General features: G+C 38.6%; 19 protein-coding genes. 15 read left to right on the plus strand and 4 right to left on the minus strand.

Going from position 1 to position 20802, the window contains the following annotated elements:
- Positions 1-2 precede the first annotated feature (2 nt).
- The 8 genes from RF53_RS00750 to RF53_RS00790 all read left to right on the plus strand — a co-directional run bounded on the left by RF53_RS00750 (position 3) and on the right by RF53_RS00790 (position 9925).
- The gene (locus tag RF53_RS00750) at positions 3-1730 is read left to right on the plus strand and encodes an SLC13 family permease (RefSeq protein ID WP_039036327.1); all 1728 of its coding nucleotides are present in this window, start codon (positions 3-5) and stop codon (positions 1728-1730) included.
- Between the two features lie 507 nt (positions 1731-2237).
- Positions 2238-2840 carry an adenylyl-sulfate kinase gene (gene cysC, locus RF53_RS00755; RefSeq protein ID WP_039036328.1) on the plus strand — a complete coding sequence of 201 codons (603 nt, stop codon included), beginning with the start codon at positions 2238-2240 and terminating at the stop codon, positions 2838-2840.
- Between the two features lie 52 nt (positions 2841-2892).
- On the plus strand, positions 2893-3849 hold the full coding sequence (locus RF53_RS00760) for a DHHA1 domain-containing protein (RefSeq protein ID WP_039036329.1): 957 nt from the start codon (positions 2893-2895) through the stop codon (positions 3847-3849).
- Positions 3850-4134: 285 nt separating this feature from the next.
- Positions 4135-5055, plus strand: a complete 921-nt coding sequence (galU, locus tag RF53_RS00765) for a UTP--glucose-1-phosphate uridylyltransferase GalU (protein WP_039036330.1) — start codon at positions 4135-4137, stop codon at positions 5053-5055.
- Positions 5056-5596: 541 nt separating this feature from the next.
- Positions 5597-7039, plus strand: coding sequence for a capsule assembly Wzi family protein (locus tag RF53_RS00775; RefSeq protein ID WP_039036332.1), 1443 nt, complete (start codon positions 5597-5599; stop codon positions 7037-7039).
- A 124-nt stretch (positions 7040-7163) separates the two neighbouring features.
- Positions 7164-8330, plus strand: a complete 1167-nt coding sequence (locus RF53_RS00780; RefSeq protein WP_039036333.1) for a nucleotide sugar dehydrogenase — start codon at positions 7164-7166, stop codon at positions 8328-8330.
- Positions 8331-8922: 592 nt separating this feature from the next.
- Entirely contained in the window at positions 8923-9396 is a 474-nt protein-coding gene (locus RF53_RS00785) for a peroxiredoxin (RefSeq protein ID WP_039036334.1), read from the plus strand.
- 184 nt (positions 9397-9580) lie between these two features.
- Positions 9581-9925 (plus strand): four helix bundle protein, encoded by a 345-nt coding sequence (locus tag RF53_RS00790; RefSeq protein ID WP_039036335.1) that lies wholly within the window; start codon positions 9581-9583, stop codon positions 9923-9925.
- 92 nt (positions 9926-10017) lie between these two features.
- On the opposite strand, the gene RF53_RS00795 is transcribed toward RF53_RS00790, so the two are convergent.
- Genes RF53_RS00795 through RF53_RS00810 form a run of 4 tightly spaced genes read right to left on the minus strand, consistent with a single transcriptional unit; the run spans position 10018 to position 13551 of the window.
- The gene (locus tag RF53_RS00795) at positions 10018-10518 is read right to left on the minus strand and encodes a DUF3299 domain-containing protein (protein WP_039036336.1); all 501 of its coding nucleotides are present in this window, start codon (positions 10516-10518) and stop codon (positions 10018-10020) included.
- A 14-nt stretch (positions 10519-10532) separates the two neighbouring features.
- Positions 10533-11786 carry an ABC transporter permease gene (locus RF53_RS00800; RefSeq protein ID WP_039036337.1) on the minus strand — a complete coding sequence of 418 codons (1254 nt, stop codon included), beginning with the start codon at positions 11784-11786 and terminating at the stop codon, positions 10533-10535.
- Positions 11783-12469 (minus strand): ABC transporter ATP-binding protein, encoded by a 687-nt coding sequence (locus tag RF53_RS00805; protein ID WP_039036782.1) that lies wholly within the window; start codon positions 12467-12469, stop codon positions 11783-11785. Before RF53_RS00805 ends, RF53_RS00800 begins: the two co-directional genes overlap by 4 nt.
- Positions 12470-12477: 8 nt before the next feature.
- Positions 12478-13551, minus strand: coding sequence for a CDP-glycerol glycerophosphotransferase family protein (locus tag RF53_RS00810; RefSeq protein WP_200888037.1), 1074 nt, complete (start codon positions 13549-13551; stop codon positions 12478-12480).
- Between the two features lie 200 nt (positions 13552-13751).
- On the opposite strand from RF53_RS00810, the gene RF53_RS00815 reads away from it, so the two are divergent.
- The 7 genes from RF53_RS00815 (at position 13752) to RF53_RS00845 (ending at position 20743) form a co-directional block, all read left to right on the plus strand.
- Positions 13752-14855 carry a phosphoribosylaminoimidazolesuccinocarboxamide synthase gene (locus tag RF53_RS00815; protein WP_006792040.1) on the plus strand — a complete coding sequence of 368 codons (1104 nt, stop codon included), beginning with the start codon at positions 13752-13754 and terminating at the stop codon, positions 14853-14855.
- A gap of 122 nt (positions 14856-14977) precedes the next feature.
- Positions 14978-15643 (plus strand): methylamine utilization protein, encoded by a 666-nt coding sequence (locus RF53_RS00820; protein ID WP_039036338.1) that lies wholly within the window; start codon positions 14978-14980, stop codon positions 15641-15643.
- The gene (locus RF53_RS00825; RefSeq protein ID WP_039036339.1) at positions 15633-17948 is read left to right on the plus strand and encodes a bifunctional diguanylate cyclase/phosphodiesterase; all 2316 of its coding nucleotides are present in this window, start codon (positions 15633-15635) and stop codon (positions 17946-17948) included. The genes RF53_RS00820 and RF53_RS00825 overlap by 11 nt, the downstream gene beginning before the upstream one ends.
- A complete protein-coding gene (locus RF53_RS00830) occupies positions 17935-18771 on the plus strand; it encodes a DUF3034 family protein (protein ID WP_039036340.1) in 837 nt (278 codons plus the stop codon). The genes RF53_RS00825 and RF53_RS00830 overlap by 14 nt, the downstream gene beginning before the upstream one ends.
- Positions 18771-19196: a group I truncated hemoglobin gene (locus RF53_RS00835; protein ID WP_039036341.1), complete on the plus strand. Its 426-nt coding sequence runs from the start codon at positions 18771-18773 to the stop codon at positions 19194-19196. Before RF53_RS00830 ends, RF53_RS00835 begins: the two co-directional genes overlap by 1 nt.
- A gap of 87 nt (positions 19197-19283) precedes the next feature.
- Positions 19284-20351, plus strand: a complete 1068-nt coding sequence (locus RF53_RS00840; RefSeq protein WP_039036342.1) for a CDP-glycerol glycerophosphotransferase family protein — start codon at positions 19284-19286, stop codon at positions 20349-20351.
- Complete coding sequence (locus tag RF53_RS00845) at positions 20348-20743, plus strand: adenylyltransferase/cytidyltransferase family protein (RefSeq protein WP_039036343.1); 396 nt, start codon at positions 20348-20350, stop codon at positions 20741-20743. The genes RF53_RS00840 and RF53_RS00845 overlap by 4 nt, the downstream gene beginning before the upstream one ends.
- Positions 20744-20802 lie beyond the last annotated feature (59 nt).

The following is a 20802-nucleotide window of genomic DNA, read 5'->3' on the forward strand; positions in this document are numbered from 1 at the left end:
AAGTGGTTTTAGCACAATGGTTAATAGTGGTTATATTTATTATAACCATTGTTGGTTTAATTAAGTTTCAAAAAGTGCCAGAGCGCGTATTTGCTGCAGCCAGCCTTGCTTGTTTTGCGCTTTCACTTGTCTCTACAGAGCAGTTATTAAATAATGCGGTTAACCCTGGGTTAATAACGTTATTGCTTTTGGTTGTGTGCGCATTCGCATTTGAACGCACAAGCCTGTTACGTAAAATTGCCACTATTTTATTTAATGGCTCAGTACTTAAATCGTATTTAAAAACATTGTTTGCAACAGTTATTGCATCGGGCTTTTTAAATAATACGGCAGTGGTTGCTACCTTAATTAGCCCTGTAAAAAATAATAAGTTAATTCCTGCTACTAAGTTATTACTTCCGCTTTCGTACGCTGCTATTTTGGGCGGTACGCTCACCCTTATTGGTACTTCTACTAATTTAATTGTTAACTCTATGCTGATTGAGCGCGGAGAGGCCGGTTTTGCATTTTTTGACTTTTTACCCATTGGTTTAGCTGCTGTTATTGTGTGCTTTATTGTTATGGCTTTAACAATTAATAGGTTAAAAGGCACATTAAATAATACCGCAGTAATGAGTGATTACTTTGTAGATGCCAAAGTGACTGAACATTCACCACTAATAGGTAAAACGGTAGAACAAAATGGCTTACGTAATTTAGAGTCACTTTTTTTGGTTGAAATAGTGCGCGATAATCGGCTTATATCGCCCGTAGCACCCAGCCAAATGATTCGTGAGGGTGATAAGCTGATTTTTTCGGGCGATGTTACTAAGATACTCATTTTACAACAATTTGAAGGCTTAACTTTATTTGCTGAGCAAGATGGTTTATTACGCGATAATTTAACTGAAGTTGTTATTAAACCTGGTGCCGCTATTGTAGGTAAAACACTCAAAACAGCAGGCTTTAGGGCGCGTTTTGATGCTGCAGTTGTTGCGGTAAGGCGTGAGGGTGAAAAGCTTTCTGGTAAGTTAGGTGAAATAACAATACAAAGCGGTGACTTTTTAGTGCTTGCTGTTGGGCCTGATTTTGCAAAGCGTACAAACCTCACTAAAAACTTTTTTATATTAAGCGGTGTAAAAGCCGAAAATATGTTAAGTGGCACAAAAGAGCGACTAGTTTTGTGGGGCTTTTTAGCGACTATTGGCAGCTCACTTATTTTTGATATTAGCTTGTTTAAGTGTTTTGTATTTTATTTGGCATTACTTGTTGGTAGTAAGTGTTTATCTATTAACGAAATAAAACGCCGCTTTCCACTAGAGCTATGGCTAATAGTAATGAGCGCACTTACTCTTGCTACAGGCTTGGATAACACAGGGGTTTCAGCGCTTATTGCCAGCAAGGTAGAGTATTTACTTACAGGGCAAAGTGTTTACATTGCGTTTATTGGTGTGTTTGTTCTTACCTTAGTGCTTACCGAGGTAATTACAAACAATGCAGCTGCTGCGTTAACGTTTCCTATCGCGTTTAGTATTGCACAAGGCCTTGGCGTGAGTTATTTACCTTTTGTACTTGCTGTGGCTTTTGCTGCAAGTGGTAGCTTTATTAGCCCTTATGGGTACCAAACAAATTTAATGGTTTATAACGCCGGCAATTATAAATTAGCAGACTTTATTAAATTTGGTTTACCTATTTCTGTTGCATACAGTGTGGTGGTTATAACGCTTGTGCCTGTTTTTTTTCCATTTTAATAATTAGTGCGAAAAATAAACTTAATTTTAGGGTGAGTTAATTAAATTTTTGCAATCATTTTAACGTAGGCGTGAAGCCTGCTCACGCAAAATATTATTAATGTGACTTTGTATAAATTAAACGCGCCAGCAAGCAAGGCGCCTACAATAAACAGACTTAGCTGCGCTTGGTGATCATTAGTGCTTAAAAATTTCTCCTCGTAGGGGTGAAGCTTGCTCACGCAAACGATTAGTAATGTGACTACGTGTAGATTAAAAGCGCTAGCAAGCAAAGCGCCTACAAAAGCTGGCTGCGGTTTTATCGATGTTAAAATTATTTTATAGGCTAGTTTTTGTATCTGGATGGTAAAGTTAATAAGACATTATTATCATCACATAGAAGCAAATGAAGAAGGCAGGGAAGTCACTTTGAAAGCACAATACATAGCGTAAAGCTCATCTCTGTGACACTGTTGGTCTGCTGCGAGCTAGATAAAATTATAACAAGTTTAGAATAAAGGCAAATTAATGAATCAAGACGAAAATATTGTATGGCACACTCAAACCGTGTCACGAGAGCAAAAACAGCAACACAAAGGTCATAAACCTGTATTACTTTGGTATACCGGTTTAAGTGGATCGGGTAAATCAACCATTGCTAACGCAGTAGAGGCCAAATTGTTTGAGCTAGGCTGTCATACCTATTTGCTTGATGGCGATAACGTGCGTATGGGGCTGAACAAAGGGCTAACTTTTAGTGATGAAGACCGCGTTGAAAATATTCGCCGTATAAGTGAGGTTGCTAAATTATTTGTAGATGCAGGGCTTATTGTGTCTACTGCGTTTATATCACCTTTTAAAGCCGATAGGGCTCAAGCTCGTGCAATAATGGCTGAGGGGGAGTTTATAGAAGTTTTTATAGATACACCTATTGAGGTATGTGAGAGCCGTGACCCAAAAGGGCTATATAAAAAAGCGCGTGCTGGCGAAATACCAAACTTTACAGGTATTAGTTCTGCATTTGATATACCAGAGTCACCAGAATTACATATAAAAACAGCAGATCAAAGTATTGAACAAAGCGTGATGCAGATAGTTAAATACCTACAACAAAAACAAATAATTAGCTAAATATAATAAGCATACCAAGTCAATTATTAATTAGTTTTTACTAGAGAACTTTATGAAATACGATATTTTTAATGGTGATGCCGATGGCATTATTGCTTTATTACAGTTACAGCTTGCGAACCCTACAGATACAGTAAAAATAACGGGTGTGAAACGAGATATTCAGCTGCTAAAAAATGTGACTCCGCGCCAAGGCGATTGTATTCGCGTGCTTGATGTGTCGATGGAAAAAAACATGGACGCATTGCACGATGCCTTAAGTGCTGGCGCTAAGGTTATGTATGTAGATCACCATAAGGCAGGTGATATTCCAACCCATGCCAATTTATTTGCTCACATAGATTTAGATGCAAACATGTGTACTAGTTTGATTGTTAGCGATTTAATAGATAAGCAATTTCATTTATGGGCTATTACAGCTGCCTACGGCGATAATTTATTTGCTAAGGCCGATAGTGAGGCTGATAAGCTAGGGTTAACTGAACTTCAAAAGTCACAGTTAAAAGCATTTGGCACATACATTAATTACAATGGCTACGGAAGTGAAGTAGCTGATTTACATTTTGCACCTGCCGATTTATTTGAGCTTCTTTTGCAGTTTAAGTCGCCTTTTGATGCAATTAACGATAAAAACTCAGTTTATTACACCCTCGAGCAAGCTTATAAAGCCGATATGCAAAAGGCAGCAAATGCTACTGTTATGCATGATTGTGATACAGCTAAAGTTATTTTATTAGAAGATGCGGCTTGGGCTCGGCGTGTAAGTGGGGTTTTAGGTAATGACCTTGCTAATCAATCACCAAATAAAGCCCATGCAGTATTGACGTTTAATAATAAAGGTAGTTACCTTGTAAGCGTTAGAGCGCCCCTTACCAATAAGCAAGGTGCTGTTGATATTTGCAGTAAATTTCCCACCGGTGGTGGGCGAGCTGCCGCTGCTGGCATTAATGAGTTACCTAAAGCGCAAGTTAAAAGCTTTATTGAAGAGCTTGTAGGGTATTACGAATAGTTGGGCAAAGAGCTAAACGATGTAAAGTTTAATTGCAGACGCACAGCATGTTGGCGTTTAAAAGCTGCACTTTTACATTATTAATTGCTTTATAAAAGCCTTGATAAGCTTCGACTCTAACGCCAGCAAGCATTCTTGCCAGTCGAAATAAGCATTTTTTACAAAGCCCTAAACTTATATATTGTGTGATAAAGCACATTATTAAATATATTCAGGTTGTATCTACTTTTAAATTGCTAAGTTAAGATCAACATATAAATTATTATTTTAAATAAAGGACTACCTATGAAAGCAGTTATCCCTGTTGCCGGCTTGGGCACACGTATGCTACCTATGACTAAAGCTATTCCAAAAGAAATGCTACCTATAGTTGATAAGCCACTTATTCAATACATTGTGAACGAGTGTGTTGCTGCTGGCATTAAAGAGATTGTATTAGTAACACATAGCTCTAAAAATGCGATAGAAAACCACTTTGATACCAGCTACGAGCTTGAAGCAACGCTTGAAAAACGCGTTAAACGTACATTGCTTGAAGAAGTGCGCTCTATTTGCCCTAGTGATGTGACTATTATGCACGTTCGCCAAGGCGAAGCTAAAGGCTTAGGCCACGCTATATTGTGTGCAAAACCCATTGTGGGTAATGACGATTTTGTTGTTGTACTACCCGATGTAATACTTGATGCGTACACAGCAAACCAAAAAACAGAAAACCTAGCCGCTATGATCGCTCGTTTTAATGAAACTGCAGCAAGCCAAATAATGCTTGAGCCTGTAGCACAAGATGATGTAAGTAAATACGGTATTGCCGATATTAATGGTGTGCAATTAGTTGCCGGTGAAAGCGCTAAAATTAAAACTATGGTTGAAAAGCCTGATGTTGATATTGCGCCGTCAAATCTTGCTGTTGTTGGCCGTTATGTATTGAGTAAAAATATTTGGCCGTTACTTGCTAAAACACCAGTGGGTGCTGGTGGTGAAATACAGTTAACTGACTCTATTGATGCGTTAATGGCACAAGAAACTGTAGAGGCATTCCACATGAGTGGCCGCGCACACGACTGTGGCGATAAGCTTGGTTATTTAAAGGCAATTGTTGAATACGGTATGCGCGATGAAAAGCTGGGTAAAGAGTTTGCACAGCATTTAAATACATTGGTTAATGGTGAAAATGCACCAACACTTAACAATGTGGTTAATTTGTAATAAGTACCCTGAGTTTATAAAAAATTATAAAACCGTGTTTTATTCAAACACGGTTTTTTTGTTTTTAGGCAAGCTTTGTATTTGGTTGATTAAGTGGGTAAAACATTATCATCACCACAGAGAAGACAAGGAGCAGTGCAGGGAAGTCATTTTAAACAAATATATTGTATTACGTTTTTCTCAGTGTAGCGCGCAGCGCTTCGGTGTTCTCGGTGGTAATTAATTTTTAGAGTTTTTTCCGCGTAGGCGTGAAGCTTGCTCACGCAAAAGATTATTAATGTGACTATGTGTAATTAAACGCGCCAGCAAGCAAGGCGCCTACAAAAAACAGACTCCGGTGCGCTTGGCGAAAGTTAATTTTTAAATTATCTCTTTGTAGGCGTGAAGCTTGCTCACGCAAAGAGTTATTTAGTATGTTGTAATCAATTAAGTACTATATATAACCGAGATAGTAAATTAATACAGATCGTTGTTGTTAACTCACCAGCGATTTTTTATTATGTGGGCATAACCTAGAACATAAAAAATAAATGGAAAAAAAATGCTCAAAAAATTACCCGTATTAATTGGAATAATGTTTAGTTCTCAGGTTTTAGCTAGTGGGGTATCGCCTTACTTACCTCTAAAACAAAACCCGCAATTAGAGCAATTGGTTGAGAAGCTCCTTGTTGTTGGGGAAAACGCTCACATGATGAGTAAACCCTATAAAACCAGCGAAGTGCTTAGAGTTTTAAAATCGGTAGAGCATAGTTATCCAAGCCTTTACCAAAAGCTATTTAACGAGCTTGCATTATACAAGCAAACCGATGCGATGACTTATGCTAAAGCGACTGTCGCTTATGGTAATGAGCCTAAGTCTATACCTAATCAGCGCGGCCAAAAGGTTGATACCTATTTAAAGTTAGAAGCGGGTGGCTTTGCAAATTTTGGCAAGCATTTTGGTGTAAGTGTTGCCGGTATTGCTAACGAAGATAACCTAATACCTACCCAAAGCTTTTTTTATTTTGGTTACGAATATGCACAGGTTGATATAGGTTACCGCGAGCATTGGTACTCTCCGTTTTACGATAGCGCGATGATTATAAGTACTAATGCCAAAACGCTTCCGTCTATAAGTATTAGTAATGTTAAACCAATTACTGACTTTGATATTCGTTATGATTTGTTTTACATGAAAATGAAAACAGATCCCGCTATAAACTCCGGTAAAGAGTTAGGTTTAAAGGTGCCAGGTAAACCCCACTTAGCCGGTGTACATTTGAGCTTTTCGCCCTTTGATGGTTTAACGCTAGGTGCAAACAGGTTATTACAGTTTGGTGGTGGTGATCGCTCTGTAGGTTTAAAAGATTTTGCAAAGGCGTTTTTTTTACCTGGCGGTAACGATAATGTAAATGCGGAAGAAACCCAAAAATTTGGCCCTAATTATGAGGTAGGTGACCAATTAGCGTCACTCAGTTTTGATTACAAAGCGGCTTGGTTTAATCAGCCGTTTAGCTTTTACGGCGATGTGGGCCTTGAAGACACGCTTGGAGGGACTCGTAATAATAGTTATAACTTTGGTTTGTACTTACCTTATTTAAGTGAAAATAATAGTTTAAGGCTTGAAAATAGCCGTTGGCAAACAGAGTGGTACTGGTCAAAGCTGTATTCACAAGGTAATACTATTGATAAACAGGCATTAGGGCATTGGGGAGGAGAACAACGATACTTTCAACACTACCCAAGCGCAGAAAGTCAATCGATTAATTGGGTTTGGCAATATAGCTCATCACAAAATATTGATACTACATTTAGACGCATTGAGACAGAAATGGACTCTAATGGTAAAATCGGTGAGGCTGCTGGTCCTTATTCAATAGGTTTTGAGCTCGAAACTCGCTATACCCAGCAACTAAAAAATGGTTACTGGGGTATTGAGCTTTATACAGGTAAAACCGTATTTGACGATAGCTTTTTTAGGCTCGGTGCGTTTTACGGATGGTAATAATTAAATGTCATTGGTCTTATAGATTATCGTAATATTTTTTATTTAAACACACCAATAGTTGAATATAAGTAACTTTGATAAAATAATTTTGTAAAATATTAATTAATCTTAAAGGATTAACATGAAAATTGCCGTAGTGGGTACAGGCTATGTGGGCTTATCTAATGCTATGCTGCTTTCACAGCATAACGAAGTAGTTGCGTTAGATATAGATGAAAATAAAATAGCGCTGTTGAATGATAAAAAATCGCCGATTGTTGATACAGAAATTAGTGAATTTTTAATGCGCAATGATTTAAACTTTACTGCAACGACGAATAAAGTTTCGGCTTATAGTGGCGCAGATTTTATCATTATAGCAACACCTACCGATTACGATGTTGAAAATAACTACTTTAATACCTGCTCGGTTGAAGCCGTAATTAAAGATGCATTAGCGCATAACCCAAATGCAATAATGGTAATTAAATCAACTATTCCGGTGGGTTTTACGGCCGATATAAAAAAGCAACTTGATGTTGATAACTTAATATTTTCGCCAGAGTTTTTACGTGAAGGCAAGGCGCTTTACGATAATTTACACCCTTCTCGTATTGTAGTGGGTGAGCAAAGCGAGCGTGCAACTGTATTTGCAAACTTACTTAAGCAAGGCGCTGTAAAGCAAGATGTTGAAGTGCTATTTACGGATTCAACTGAAGCTGAGGCTATTAAGTTATTCTCTAACACATACCTTGCAATGCGAGTCGCTTACTTTAATGAGCTTGATAGCTACGCTGAAGCACACGGTTTAAACTCTAAGCAAATTATACAGGGTGTTGGGTTAGATCCACGTATTGGTAACCATTACAATAACCCGTCGTTTGGTTACGGTGGTTACTGTTTACCAAAAGACACCAAACAGTTACGTGCTAATTATCAGAGTGTTCCAAATAATATTATTGGTGCAATAGTTGATGCGAATACTACACGTAAAGACTTTATAGCTGCTTCTATTTTAAAGCGAAATCCAAAAGTGGTTGGAGTATATCGTTTAGTAATGAAATCGGGTTCTGATAACTTTAGAGCGTCGTCTATTCAAGGCATTATGAAGCGTATTAAAGCCAAAGGGATTGAGGTTGTTGTTTATGAGCCTGTTCTTAAAGAAAGCGAATTTTATCACTCACGCGTGATTAAAGATTTAAACGAGTTTAAGCAAATATCAGACGTGGTTGTTTCAAACCGTATGGTTGAAGAGCTAAGTGACATTGCTGATAAAGTGTACACGCGAGATTTGTTTGGTAGCGATTAAATAATAATTGTCTGAGGGTTAAACTGCCCCCCCTAAATAGGTACCTGCCTGTTCGGGGGCGGATGATTCACCTCCAGGTTATAAGGCACAGCGGATAGCAGTTATCAGATTAGTTGCTGAGATTTAAACTGATAAGTGTTATTTACAAAAGTGACTTCTTCACCAAAGAAAATACAAGGAGAAGTGCCTAATCAATAGTATATTTCCTCTTTGTAGCCCACATGGCCTCGGTGCGCTCGGTGGTAATTAATATTTAAAATCATCTTTTAAAAAATATATTGTACTACGCTCTGCTCAGCGTTCTCGGTAGTGATTAATTTTTAGAGTTATTTCAACAAAGGTGTGAAGCTTGCTCACGTAAAAGGTTGTTAATGTAACTATGTGTAAATTAAACGGACTAGCAAGCAAAGCGCCTACATTAAATTCGCTGTGCCACTGTAAGTTCGCATTAGTCGATGAGCATTCCAACTTTTACCTTAACGTATATTGTGTGAAAAATTTGTATTTATGCTTATTGATAATAAAGCTGCGCCTATTAGCAAAGTCCACTATGCTATGGGCTATTCGTTATTTATATTTTTAAGGATTTATCATGATTGAACAAGGCCAAAACGTACCAGAGGTTACACTTACGCAGTTAACAAGTGAAGGCATGCAAACACTGACTAACAAAGAATTATTTGATGGTAAAAAAGTGGTGTTATTTGCTGTGCCGGGGGCGTTTACGCCAACGTGTTCAAATGCACATTTACCTGAATTTATTACGCTTGCTGATAAAATTAAAGCAAAAGGTGTTGATGCTATTTATTGTGTTTCGGTAAACGATGCCTTTGTAATGAAAGCATGGGGCGACTCGCAAAACGCTGAAGAAATTTTAATGCTAGCTGATGGTGATGCAAGCTTTACCAAAGCACTCGGGCTTGAAAAAGACACCGCTGGCTTTGGTGGTATGCGTTCATCTCGTTACGCGATGATTGTAAATAACGCGGTTGTTACTGGGTTATTTGTAGAAGAAGGCAAAGAGTTCGCAGTAAGCCGTGCAGAGCATGTTTTAGAAATGCTTTAAGGCCCCATTTAGTTTGTCAGTGGTTGGTACTTAGTTATCAGATAGAAGCTTTTAGACATTAGTGATTAGACTGAAGATTTTAGTTATTAATGAATATTGTATTTTTGGCTAGTTTAGTTAGCTAGTTGTTATTTGTATATTTAAAACTAAGCTAGTAAAAATGATATAAATAAAAGTAACACTAATGAATTTTGAAAATTTAGATGTATGGAAACGATCTGCACGTCTTAGCGTAGATACTTACAGGTCTACAGCAGATATAAAAGACTATGGGTTCAGAGATCAATTAACACGCTCAGGCCTTTCAGTGCCGAGCAACATTGCAGAAGGTGTGTGTAGAGAAAGCTATAAAGAGAAAAGTAGATTTATAGATATAGCTAGGGCTTCTCTTGCAGAAGCTAGAACACAGATATACACAGGCACAGAAATAGGTTACTTAAATAAGTCAACAAGCCAACAATGGATAATAGAAACAAAAGAATTAGCTGCTATGTTAACAAGCCTTAAAAATAAGTTTGATAACAGCTAAATTTAGAGTGTTTAGCTATTCATTCTCCGCGCTGAAAACTGAAAACTGAAAACTGAAAACTGAAAACTGAAAACTGAAAACTGAAAAGTTTTTCAAAGCTCAAACGGCGCTACGCCTACGGCTTTCATTTTGTAACCTACCTGCGCTAATTCACCTGACCAGGTTTCTGTTGTAATAATACCTGTGACTACAATTGCATCGTAAAGGCTTTCGATTGGTACGCCGCCTTTTATAGTAACGTGTACAAGCTGGTTAGGTGGCGGCGGTGGTACGTGTATGCAGGCGCCAAAATACGGTACTAGTAAAAATTCGGTGATTACTTCGCTATCGCCCTCTAGCGGTACAACAAAACCGGGTAAGCTAACAGATTGCCCGTTTAGTTCTTTTACTACAGGGGCGTCTAAGTCGGGCTGTACCCAGTTTTGATCGCTGCCTTCGTGGTTTGCTTGTGCTTGGGTATCTATTTGCACATGGCCTTTTGGAATTAAGTCTTCCCAAAAAATCTCTTTAGGTGGATTAGCGTTACTTGAAAAACTAATAATAGCTAAACTTAATATGCAAAAAGTATTTAAAGCTGTTTTAAAAAGTGTCATAAAATTCCTAAACATTATGTTTTTATGCTCATGCCGTCGCTGAGTGAGTAAAAATAAGCACGAGTTGCTGGTATTAAGCCAATAATAAAACCTGCCGCCATAATAACGCCTATGAGGGTGAGTTCATAGCGTGAAAGCATAGCTATATTTACACTAATACCCGCATGGCTTTGTAGGTAGTCGGCTCCTAAAAATAAGGTGGCGTAAAATAATGCGCACCCAAGCACACAGCCTAAAAATGTTGTAAGCAATGACTCCATACTTATAAGTGTAAATAGCTGCCATGGCCTTGCACCAACTGAGCGTAATATAGCAAGTTCACGGCGACGTTGATTAAGGTTTGCAAGTAACGTGGTTAACATACCGAGCAGGCTTATTAGCACGACAACAAATGAAAAAAGCAGCAGTATTTTTTCAACAATGGCGAGCATTTCCCATAAGTCTTTTAGCGTGACGGTAGGCATAATGGCTAATAGAGCCTCGGGCTTGTACTGATTTATGTTGCGCCTAATTTGTAGTGTATATAAAGGCGAATCAAACCCCATTAAAAATGCAGTGATTTGTTTAGGGTGACCAGTTAGGTTGTTATGCTCATCGTACTCATCGTGCTCATCGTGCTCATCGCTTGGGTTACCGCCGTGAATTAAATCAATAGCGGCAAGCGGTATATGCAGTGTTTTATCGACCGGGGTACCCGTCGGGTTTAAAATACCGACTACTTCAAACGGGTTGTCGTTGTGATGATGAAAACTGGTATTACCCATACCATGGGATATTACAATGCTATCGCCCAGCTTATAGCCTAGTTTTGTAGCTACCTCACTGCCCAATACCACGCCGTAAATAGTGCTAAAAGGATTACCTGCACTAAAACTCAAATGTTGTTTTTTAGCAAAGCGGTAATGGGTAAAGTAATCGGGTGTTGTACCTAACACTGCTTGGCCTTTGTGGCTGTCGCCAAGGCTAATAGGAATGCTCCACTTTACGCCGCGTTGGCTTGTTATGTATTTATAGCTTTGCCAGCTCACGCCATTATTGGTGTGGCCAATTCGAAATACTGATGAAAGCAGTAATTGAATATCGCCGGTGCGGGCTCCGACAATTAAATCGGTACCCGAAATGGTATTGCTAAAGCTGCTTTTAGCATCAACTCTAACACGTTCAATACTTAGCAATAACATAACGCTAACGGCAATGGTAAACAGCGTCAAAACAACACTAGCACGTCTATTTAATAGGCTTTTTAAAGCAAGCTTTGTAAGGATCATAATGCCTCCTGCAAACTTACTAAGTCGATTGAGCGATTAAACAGCGGCTTTAAGTTTTCGTCGTGGCTTACAAATATCAGTGTGCTGTTTGTATTACTCGCTTGTTCAAACAATAAGTTAATAAAGCTTTCGCGGTTTTGTGTATCAAGGGCTGAAGTTGGCTCGTCGGCAATTATAATTTCTGGGTTACCAATAAATGCGCGTGCGGCGGCCACGCGTTGTTGTTGGCCAATGCTTAATTCTGCCACATTTTTATTATGGTATTGCTCGGTTAACCCCAGTGAGTCTAATAGCCGTGTAGCCTCATTATTTAACGTGGCAGAGTGGCTTAATGCTTTTTGTTGGCGTTTTTTTGAAAATTGGCAGCCCAGTATCACGTTTTCAATAGGCGATAGGTAAGGAAGTAAGTTGAAGTTTTGAAAAATAATACCAATGTGGTCAGCTCTAAATACATCTCGTTGAGTGTTACTTAGTGTATTTAAGGTGTGGTTTAATAACGTGACATTGCCGCTGGTAGCTGTATTTATACCGGCAAGTAAGGCAAGTAACGTTGATTTGCCCGAACCACTTGGGCCGTGTAAAAAAACATGTTGGCCTTTTTCAATGTTAAGTTTGCTAATAGTTAGCGTGGGCGTTTTATCGTTTTTATGCCATTTAAAAGTAACGTTATTAAGGCTTATCATTGTTTGGTTTACCACTTCCAATAATTAAGGTTTTTGCGCGTTTTAAACTGCCTAATAATATTAAACGGTTTAGGTCTTAGCTTTTCGTCACTAAGTAAAAACTCATTCGTTGCAGCCACTACTCGCTCACTTGATTTACCGTCTGTGTATGGGTGCAGCTGTTGGCAATAGCTTTCTATATTTTGCATCAATGTTTTAGGGTAGGTAAATGCAAGGTCTATCGCGTCTTCTAGCTTATTTGGATCTGTTACGTTTAGTAAGTGCTTGTCTGGGGCATTATTACAAAAGGTCACAACAGGCTTGCGTTGCACTATAAACATTAAAAGCACCGACGAGGTATCACACAGCATTACATCGGCCGACTTTAATAAGGGGACTACGTCGTCGGTTTCAATAAAGGTTAAGTTTTGATTACTTAACGCTTTGTATTTATTAATAAGCTCAATAGGCATTTTAGGATGAAACTGCATTAATATGCGCCACTTTCCTGTTTCGCTAAAGTGCTTTATTTGCTCGTAAAGTTTAGGTGCAAGTGATAAACGTTTTGAAAAAGTAGAACAAATTAAAAGTGTAGGGCGAGTGTCGGCTTTGCTGGTATATGGGTTTTGTAATTCGCCAGTAAACAAGCGGTCGAGCGTTGGCCAGCCAGTTTCAGTCACTTTAAAATAACCAAGCTTTTTTTGTAAGGCTTTAAATGGCACTGTGGTATTGGGGCCTTGAGTACAGTAAAGATCAAAGCAGCCCCTTGCTTTTAGGTGGTCGTTGTTACCTTTTTTATCAAGTTTTCCGGCATCAAAACCATGAAATACACCCACTTTAATACCCGGAAAAAACGTAGGAATTAAATTAGCCGGTGCAAACGTAGCATCGGGTTTCCAGTTGTGAATGTCGTCTATTGAATTCAGACGTATTTCATCGGGTGTTAAAAAGTCAGGGTTTACAGAGCTACCTTGTAAAAACCAGCGTACCTGACCACCATTCGCTAATATGGCCGCCTGAATAGGCCTCAAAATTGCGTATGAATAATTTTGAGATATATACATTAAGTATTTTTTATTTTTGGTGGTGGTTAAGTAGTTCAAGCTAGCTCCTCGACTCTTTAGCACAGCTAGTTTACCCGATTGTGACAACCATATAAATATTCTTGCTAAATCTCTTAACCAAAGTTCAGGTTATTTAGTTTCAAGCCCAAGATTGAGCTTTGAAGTTGGCTGGATTATCATACCGCACATAACCCCATACCATACTTTGCTCATAGAGCATCCCTAACCCCGGAGATAGCATGACTAGCTATAAAGTTTTAGACGTAAACGATGATTTACCCATCCGCACCAAAGGTGAAGTACATAGTGGTAAAGTGCGTTCAGTTTATTGGCTAACAGACGAAGACAGTGCACGATTAATTAAAGATAAAGGCTACAAAGTACCCGCAGGTACTGAGCTGGCTATTATGGTAATTTCGGACCGTATTTCAGCATTTGATTGTATTTGGCAAGGTGAAAATGGCTTAAATGGTGTGCCGGGTAAGGGGATAGCACTTAACACCGTTGCATCATATTGGTTTAAATTATTTGACGAAGCAGGCCTAGCTGGCAATCATATTGTGGATATTCCGCACCCATATGTATGGATTGTTCGTAAAGCAAGCACAGTTAAGGTAGAGGCGATAGCGCGCCAATATATTACGGGTAGCATGTGGCGTGATTACGCTAAAGGGACACGTAACTTTTGCGGTATAGATTTACCTGAAGGGTTAAACGCGAATCAAAAACTCGATAATGTACTTATTACGCCATCAACCAAGGGGATTATTGAAGGCGTTGCCGACATACCGCCAGTAGACGATGTAAACATTACCCGCGAGAACATAACAAATAACTTAGACGTATTTAATTTTAAGTCGGAAGACGACGTTGCAAAATACGAAAAGCTGTTAGTAGAAGGTTTTGGCTTAATTAGTAAAGAGCTTGCCAAGCTTGACCAAATTTTTGTAGATACCAAGTTTGAATTTGGTTACGTAGAAGACCTAAATGGCGCACAACAGCTTATTTATATCGACGAAGTGGGTACACCAGATTCATCGCGTATATGGGATGGCGCTGCGTATCGAGATGGTAAAATTGTTGAAAACTCTAAAGAAGGCTTTCGCCAATTGTTAATTAATAACGTGCCAGAAAGCGACGTATTACTAAACAAAGATCGCATGGCTGAGCGTGAAAAATTAGCAAAAGAGTATATTTTACCCGAATCAGTCATGCTTGAAGTGTCTAATACTTATGTGGGTATTGCCAGCAAAATAGTTGGTGAAGCAATTACTATTCCTGAAGATCCGCGCCAAGAGGTCATTTCTATTTTAGACGCTGATTATGGCTTAATTGTAAAATAGTCATACTAAAGAACTAAAAAACCCAGTGGCTAGCTTTTTATTTTTAGTTACTGGGCTATATTCCTTGCAATTAACCCCTGTAATTAATTACCTTAACCTAACGTTAATAGTTAGGTGTTGTTATGTTTGAACGTTGTTTGCAAAAAATAACTAAAAGTTGCCGTTTTTTAACCATGGGTTTGTTTTTTGGTTACTTTTTTAACGCCGCTGCACTGGAGTTGGTAGTAGAAGATCAACACGGTAGTAAACTAGCAAATGCTGTTATTGAGCTACACTTTAACGCCGAGCAATTAGCCAAGCCAAATCTTCCTGTAGCCACTATGGACCAAGTTCATAAACAGTTTTTGCCAGAGCTATTAGTTGTGCAAAAAGGGCAGCAAGTTGACTTTCCAAATAGCGATAATATTCGCCACCATGTGTATTCTTTTTCGCAAGCTAAGCCTTTTCAGCTAAAGTTATATTCAGGGCAACCAAAAGCACCTATTACTTTTGATAATCAAGGGGTCGTTGTTTTGGGGTGTAATATTCACGACTCTATGGTTGGCTACATATATGTGGCAGGTAGCAAACATGTTTATAAAACAAATAAGCAAGGCAAAGTAACCTTGCCAAATAACCTATTACCGATTGAATTAAGCGTATGGCACGCTTTGCAAACAGCACCTTTGGAGAATAAAAAAATTATAACAGTAAGCGCTAAAAGCAAACACACCATAACGGTAAACACATCTACACCAGCACCAAGAAACACCTTTGGTAGCAAATTTAAGGCTGGTAATGACTCATAGTTTAAAAAACCGAATTACCTCACTCTGCGTAGGGCTGGTGTTATTAACAACGCTGGTGAGTGTTGCTAGTTTTTGGTGGTCAACAAGTCAGTTTCAGGAACAAAAAGTAGACCAAGACATAAGTGTTGCGCAAAACGTTTATAAGCAATATTTAACCTCAAAAGAAAGTCTCCTGTTAACTGCGGCTAAAGTATTAACTGCCGATTTTGGTTTTAAACAAGCGGTTGCCACGCGCGATGCGGGTACCATAAGTAGTGTTTTGTATAATCACAGCCAACGGATAGACGCGCAATTAATGTTGCTTATAGATTTATCGGGTCAGCTAATTTCGTCAAATTTAGAGCAAGGTGCCTTTGAAGACGACTTGCGACCTTTACTCGCAGAGCTATTTAACGCACAAGAGCAATCCACATTTGTAGTGTTAAACAATGAGCTTTACCAGGTTATTTTATTACCTGTAAAAGCCCCAAGAACCATAGCTTACAGTTTAGTAGGCTTTAAAATAGACGACAGTGTTGCAAGCGAGCTTAAAAGTTTAACGGGCATGGATGTAAGTTTTGTAGGCAGTGCCGACAACCTAGTTATTAGCTCGTTAGATGAGCGCCCAACGCCTTTTGAACCGGTGAGTTATTTTAACTCGGCCACCACCTCACGAATATTTGGCGAGTACCCGGTTTACCGAAACCGAGATATTAATTTAGCCTCTTTGGCAACACACCCAATTATTATCTTATTAAGCGCCGATTTAACACAAAGTTATAGCGATTTTGAAAAGCTATTTTTTACCCTTATCATTTTGTCTATCTTAACGATGTTTGTAGGTGTAATAACAAGTAGCTTATTAGCAAATAACTTAACAACGCCGCTTTCTCAGCTGGTTGTAATTGCTAAGCAGTTTGCGCAAGGTAATTATAATTTTGAGTTTAAAGGTAAAAAACAAAGCACAGAAATAACGACCTTAGTTAATGCGTTCGACAACATGGGTAACGACATCAACAAGCGTGAACAACAAATTAGTTTTCAGGCGCGACACGATACTTTAACCGGCTTTTATAATCGCTCTGCGATGTTAGAAGTGTTGGACAAAGAATTAAGCGAATTAACTCAATATACGCTTGTAGCAATAGATATAAAAGGGTTACGCCATATAAACGATAAGCTGGGCCCGCGCATAGGCGATGAATGTATAAAAACCGTGGCATGCAGAATAAGTGAGTTTTCGGATGAGTTTGGTGGGATTCATGCGCGTATTGGTGGAGATGAGTTTTTAACGGTATTTCCAAGCAGTGCGGTTAGCGAGAAAAAGTGCGGCATAGAGGGGTTAATTGCTAGGCTTCAAGAGTGTTATACCATTCAAAAGCTAAAAATTAACTTACAGTTTAGTACCGGGGTATTGCAGTACCCATCGCAAGGCACTGCCAGTGACGACTTAGTAAGGCGAGTGCTTATTGCCGTAGAAAATGCGGCCAATAACCAAAATCATATACATTATTACCAAGATGGCGAGGACGAGGCTCACTTAGATCGTTTAATTATGCTTGATGAATTAAAGCAAGCTATTAGCGACGACGATGGTCAGCTGTTTATGACCTACCAGCCTAAGCTGCATATGCAAACTCAAAAAATAGATAAAGTTGAGTCGCTTATTCGTTGGCAGCGTAAAGATGGCAGCTGGGTTAATCCCGAGTTATTTATTGATTTAGCTGAGCGCTCAGGGCTAATTGTTGAACTAACGGCGTGGGTAATAAATACCGTTGTTGCACAAGTTGCCGACTGGAGATCGAAGGGCATTGAGCTTCAAGCCGCCATTAATGTATCGGCACAAGATATTGCGTTTCCGGGGTTTCATGCCGCGTTAGTCGCTACGCTAAAAAAACATAATGTGGATGCAAGGTTAATCACTATTGAATTAACCGAGCGCGACATGATAGAAAACGAAGAAAAGGGCATAAAAGCGCTTAAAGATTTAAAACAAATTGGCGTTAAAATATCGCTTGACGATTATGGGGTAGGGCAAACATCGCTGGGGCGTTTAAAAATGTTACCTATTGATGAGCTTAAGCTCGATAAATGTTTTATTTTAAAACTAGATGCCTCTCAAAAAGATCAATTTATAGTGCAGTCGTCAATTACGCTTGGGCATCAGTTAGGTTTTTCGGTGGTGGCTGAAGGGGTCGAAACCGAAGAGTCGTTAGCTTTACTTAAAACAATGCAGTGCGACCACGCACAAGGTTACTACCTTAGCCGGCCTTTAAAAGCTGATTTATTAGAACAATGGCTGGAAGAATACTATGGTAAAAATTAAGTATTTATTTGTCAGTGTTTTATTGCTAATAAGTTTGCCAACGTTTGCCAACAGTAGCGGAAAGTTACTAGCAACACCTGGTGTATCTCAAGTTGAAGGTAGCGGCGGTGGCGGTATTGTGCCTTGGGCTCAGCTTGCAGGTTATGCGAGCGAAGATGAATTTTCGGTAAATGGTTTTTGTAGCCGAGCGGATGTAAGTGATTACGCATTAAATGTATGTGGTGCGCAGTTAAACTTATTTAATCGGGTAGAGCTAAGTTACGCAAAACAAGAGTTTGACGTGCCAGCACTTAACACAGAAATAGAGCAATCGATTACTAGTGCAAAAATACGTTTATATGGTGATATTGTTTACAGCCAATGGCCGCAATTAAGTTTAGGTATACAGCATAAATCGCTAGATGACGGCACCGTAGCCAAACTTGTTGGCGCAGAGGATACCAGCGGTACAGATTTTTACTTGGCTGCCAGTAAGCTTCACTTAGGTGCACTTGCAGGTTATAACTGGTTTTGGAATGTAACAACACGCTATAGTGAAGCCAATGAACTGGGACTACTCGGTTATGGTGGCGGCAATGCTGACAGCGCGTTTTTATTTGAAGGTAGCACCGCTGTATTTTTAAGTCGTGAATTGGCAATCGGTATTGAGTATCGTCAAAAAGCGAATAACTTAAACTTGGGTGAGCAAGACTGGAAAGACGTTTTTGTTGCCTGGATGCCTAATAAAAATGTGAGTGTAACTGCCGCATATTTAGATTTAGGGCGTATTGCAGGGGCAGACGATCAAACCGGTTGGTACTTATCGGTAACAGGGTATTGGTAATGAAGTTAATTGCAGTTGGGTTTTTATGTGTTGGTATTTTAATGGGCTGTGCGAATAAAGCACCGCCTACTTTATATTATCAAATTGGCGGTAACGCCGGCATAGAAAAATTAATTGATAGCTTTATTAATCAAATAGGTAACGACGAGCAGGTATTTCACTATTTTGAGCACACAAACATAGCGCATTTTCGCCAAGGTTTTATTCTGCATATGTGCATGCTTACCGATGGTCCGTGTAAATACAGCTACGCAGGTGATTCAATGGTAGACATACACACCGGCATGAATATAACAGAAAAAGATTTTAATCATGTTGTTGATTTGTTGGTGAATGCCATGAATGAGCAAAACATATCTCATCCTATTCAAAATAAAATTTTGTCAAAAATGGCGCCATTAAGAAGCGACATTATTAACATATAGTGGATAAACATTATTTTCTGTTTACCTACAATACAAGCCATTACTTATGTACAATGAATAATATTGTTACTTTATTGTATATTTTTCATGTTTGTATATTTCGACGTCCAGCATATTTATTATTTACCTCAATATATACCTGTAATTGAAAAATTATCACAAAGAGGTCATCAATGCGCATTAGTATTTTATAGATCTCAAGAAAAACAATTTATAGATATTTGCGAGACATTCGCAGTTGAACATTCAATAAAAGCAATTTGGTTGGAAGATAAATCAAATACATTAGATTTCTATCAGGGTGTTGAGTGTGATTGGGTCGTGTTTGGTAATGCGTTTTTAGACGTTGATAAGCTCAATAATAAAAGTGTATTAATGCAGCATGGTATAGGTCCAAAAAGCTGCTACTACGATGTATCAAACACAACGACTACCGTTCGCTTTGTTGAAGGTGAACATCGTTTAAAACGATTAAAAAACTTATATCCAAATGGTAATTTTGTTGATAGCGGCTATGCGAAATTAGATCCAATTATTAACAACTCAGTGGAAAAAGTTGACTTGGCTGGGTTGGGTTTAGATAAGAATAAGCCAACACTTTTATATGCCCCCACTTTTTATCCGAGCTCTATTGAGTGTATGAGCGATGATTTTCCAGAGTGTTTTCCTGATTATAATATTATTATAAAACCACACTTTTTTAGTTTGTCTAAACCGCGTTATAAAAAACAAAAAAGTAAAATCATGCGCTGGCAAAAATATAATAATGTTTATTTAACAAGTGATAGTGAATTTAACTTAACGCCTTTTTTAGCGGTTGCAGACATAATGTTATCAGACGCGTCGTCTGCTATATTTGAGTTTGCAGCTCTGGATAAGCCTGTTGTGTGGTGTGACTTTTACAAGTTGCGATGGAATTATAGAGGTATATTTTCTTATCGTTTTAAGGCACGGCTTGATGAGGACATAAATTATTTTCACAAAATTTGTCAAAGGGCTGAACAGTTCAGTGATGTTGTATCTGCAGTTCAGTTGTGTGCCTCAGAATCGGAAGAGTTTAGATTTAACCGGAAAAAAATTATAGAGCAGCTTGCAGGAAAAATAGATGGAAATTGCGCTGACCGTATAGTTAATTACTTAGAGAGTTATGAATGAAACGAGTTATTACATTTGGTACCTTTGATATTGTTCATGTCGGTCATATTAACATTTTAGAACGCGCCAAATCCTTAGGTGACTATTTAATTGTTGGGATATCATCAGATGCACTCAATATGCAAAAGAAGGGTAGAACTCCAGTTTATAGCGAAAGTGATAGAGTTAAAATAATTAGTTCTTTACGCTGTGTCGATGAAATTTTTATAGAGCATTCCCTTGAGCTCAAAGGCGATTACATAAAAGAACATGATGCAGATTTGTTAGTAATGGGGGACGATTGGGCTGGTAAATTCGATAACTTTAAAACGTTATGCGACGTACAATACTTAACTAGAACACCTTCCATTTCAACTACGGAAATAATTGAAGTAGTTCGCAATCCTTCATAGAAACTTATAAGAGCGATAATTGAGTAATATTTTGATTATTACTCTAAACCCCATTCGCT

Origin of the sequence: Pseudoalteromonas sp. ECSMB14103, assembly GCF_000813065.1 — a bacterium.
GTDB lineage: Bacteria > Pseudomonadota > Gammaproteobacteria > Enterobacterales > Alteromonadaceae > Pseudoalteromonas > Pseudoalteromonas marina.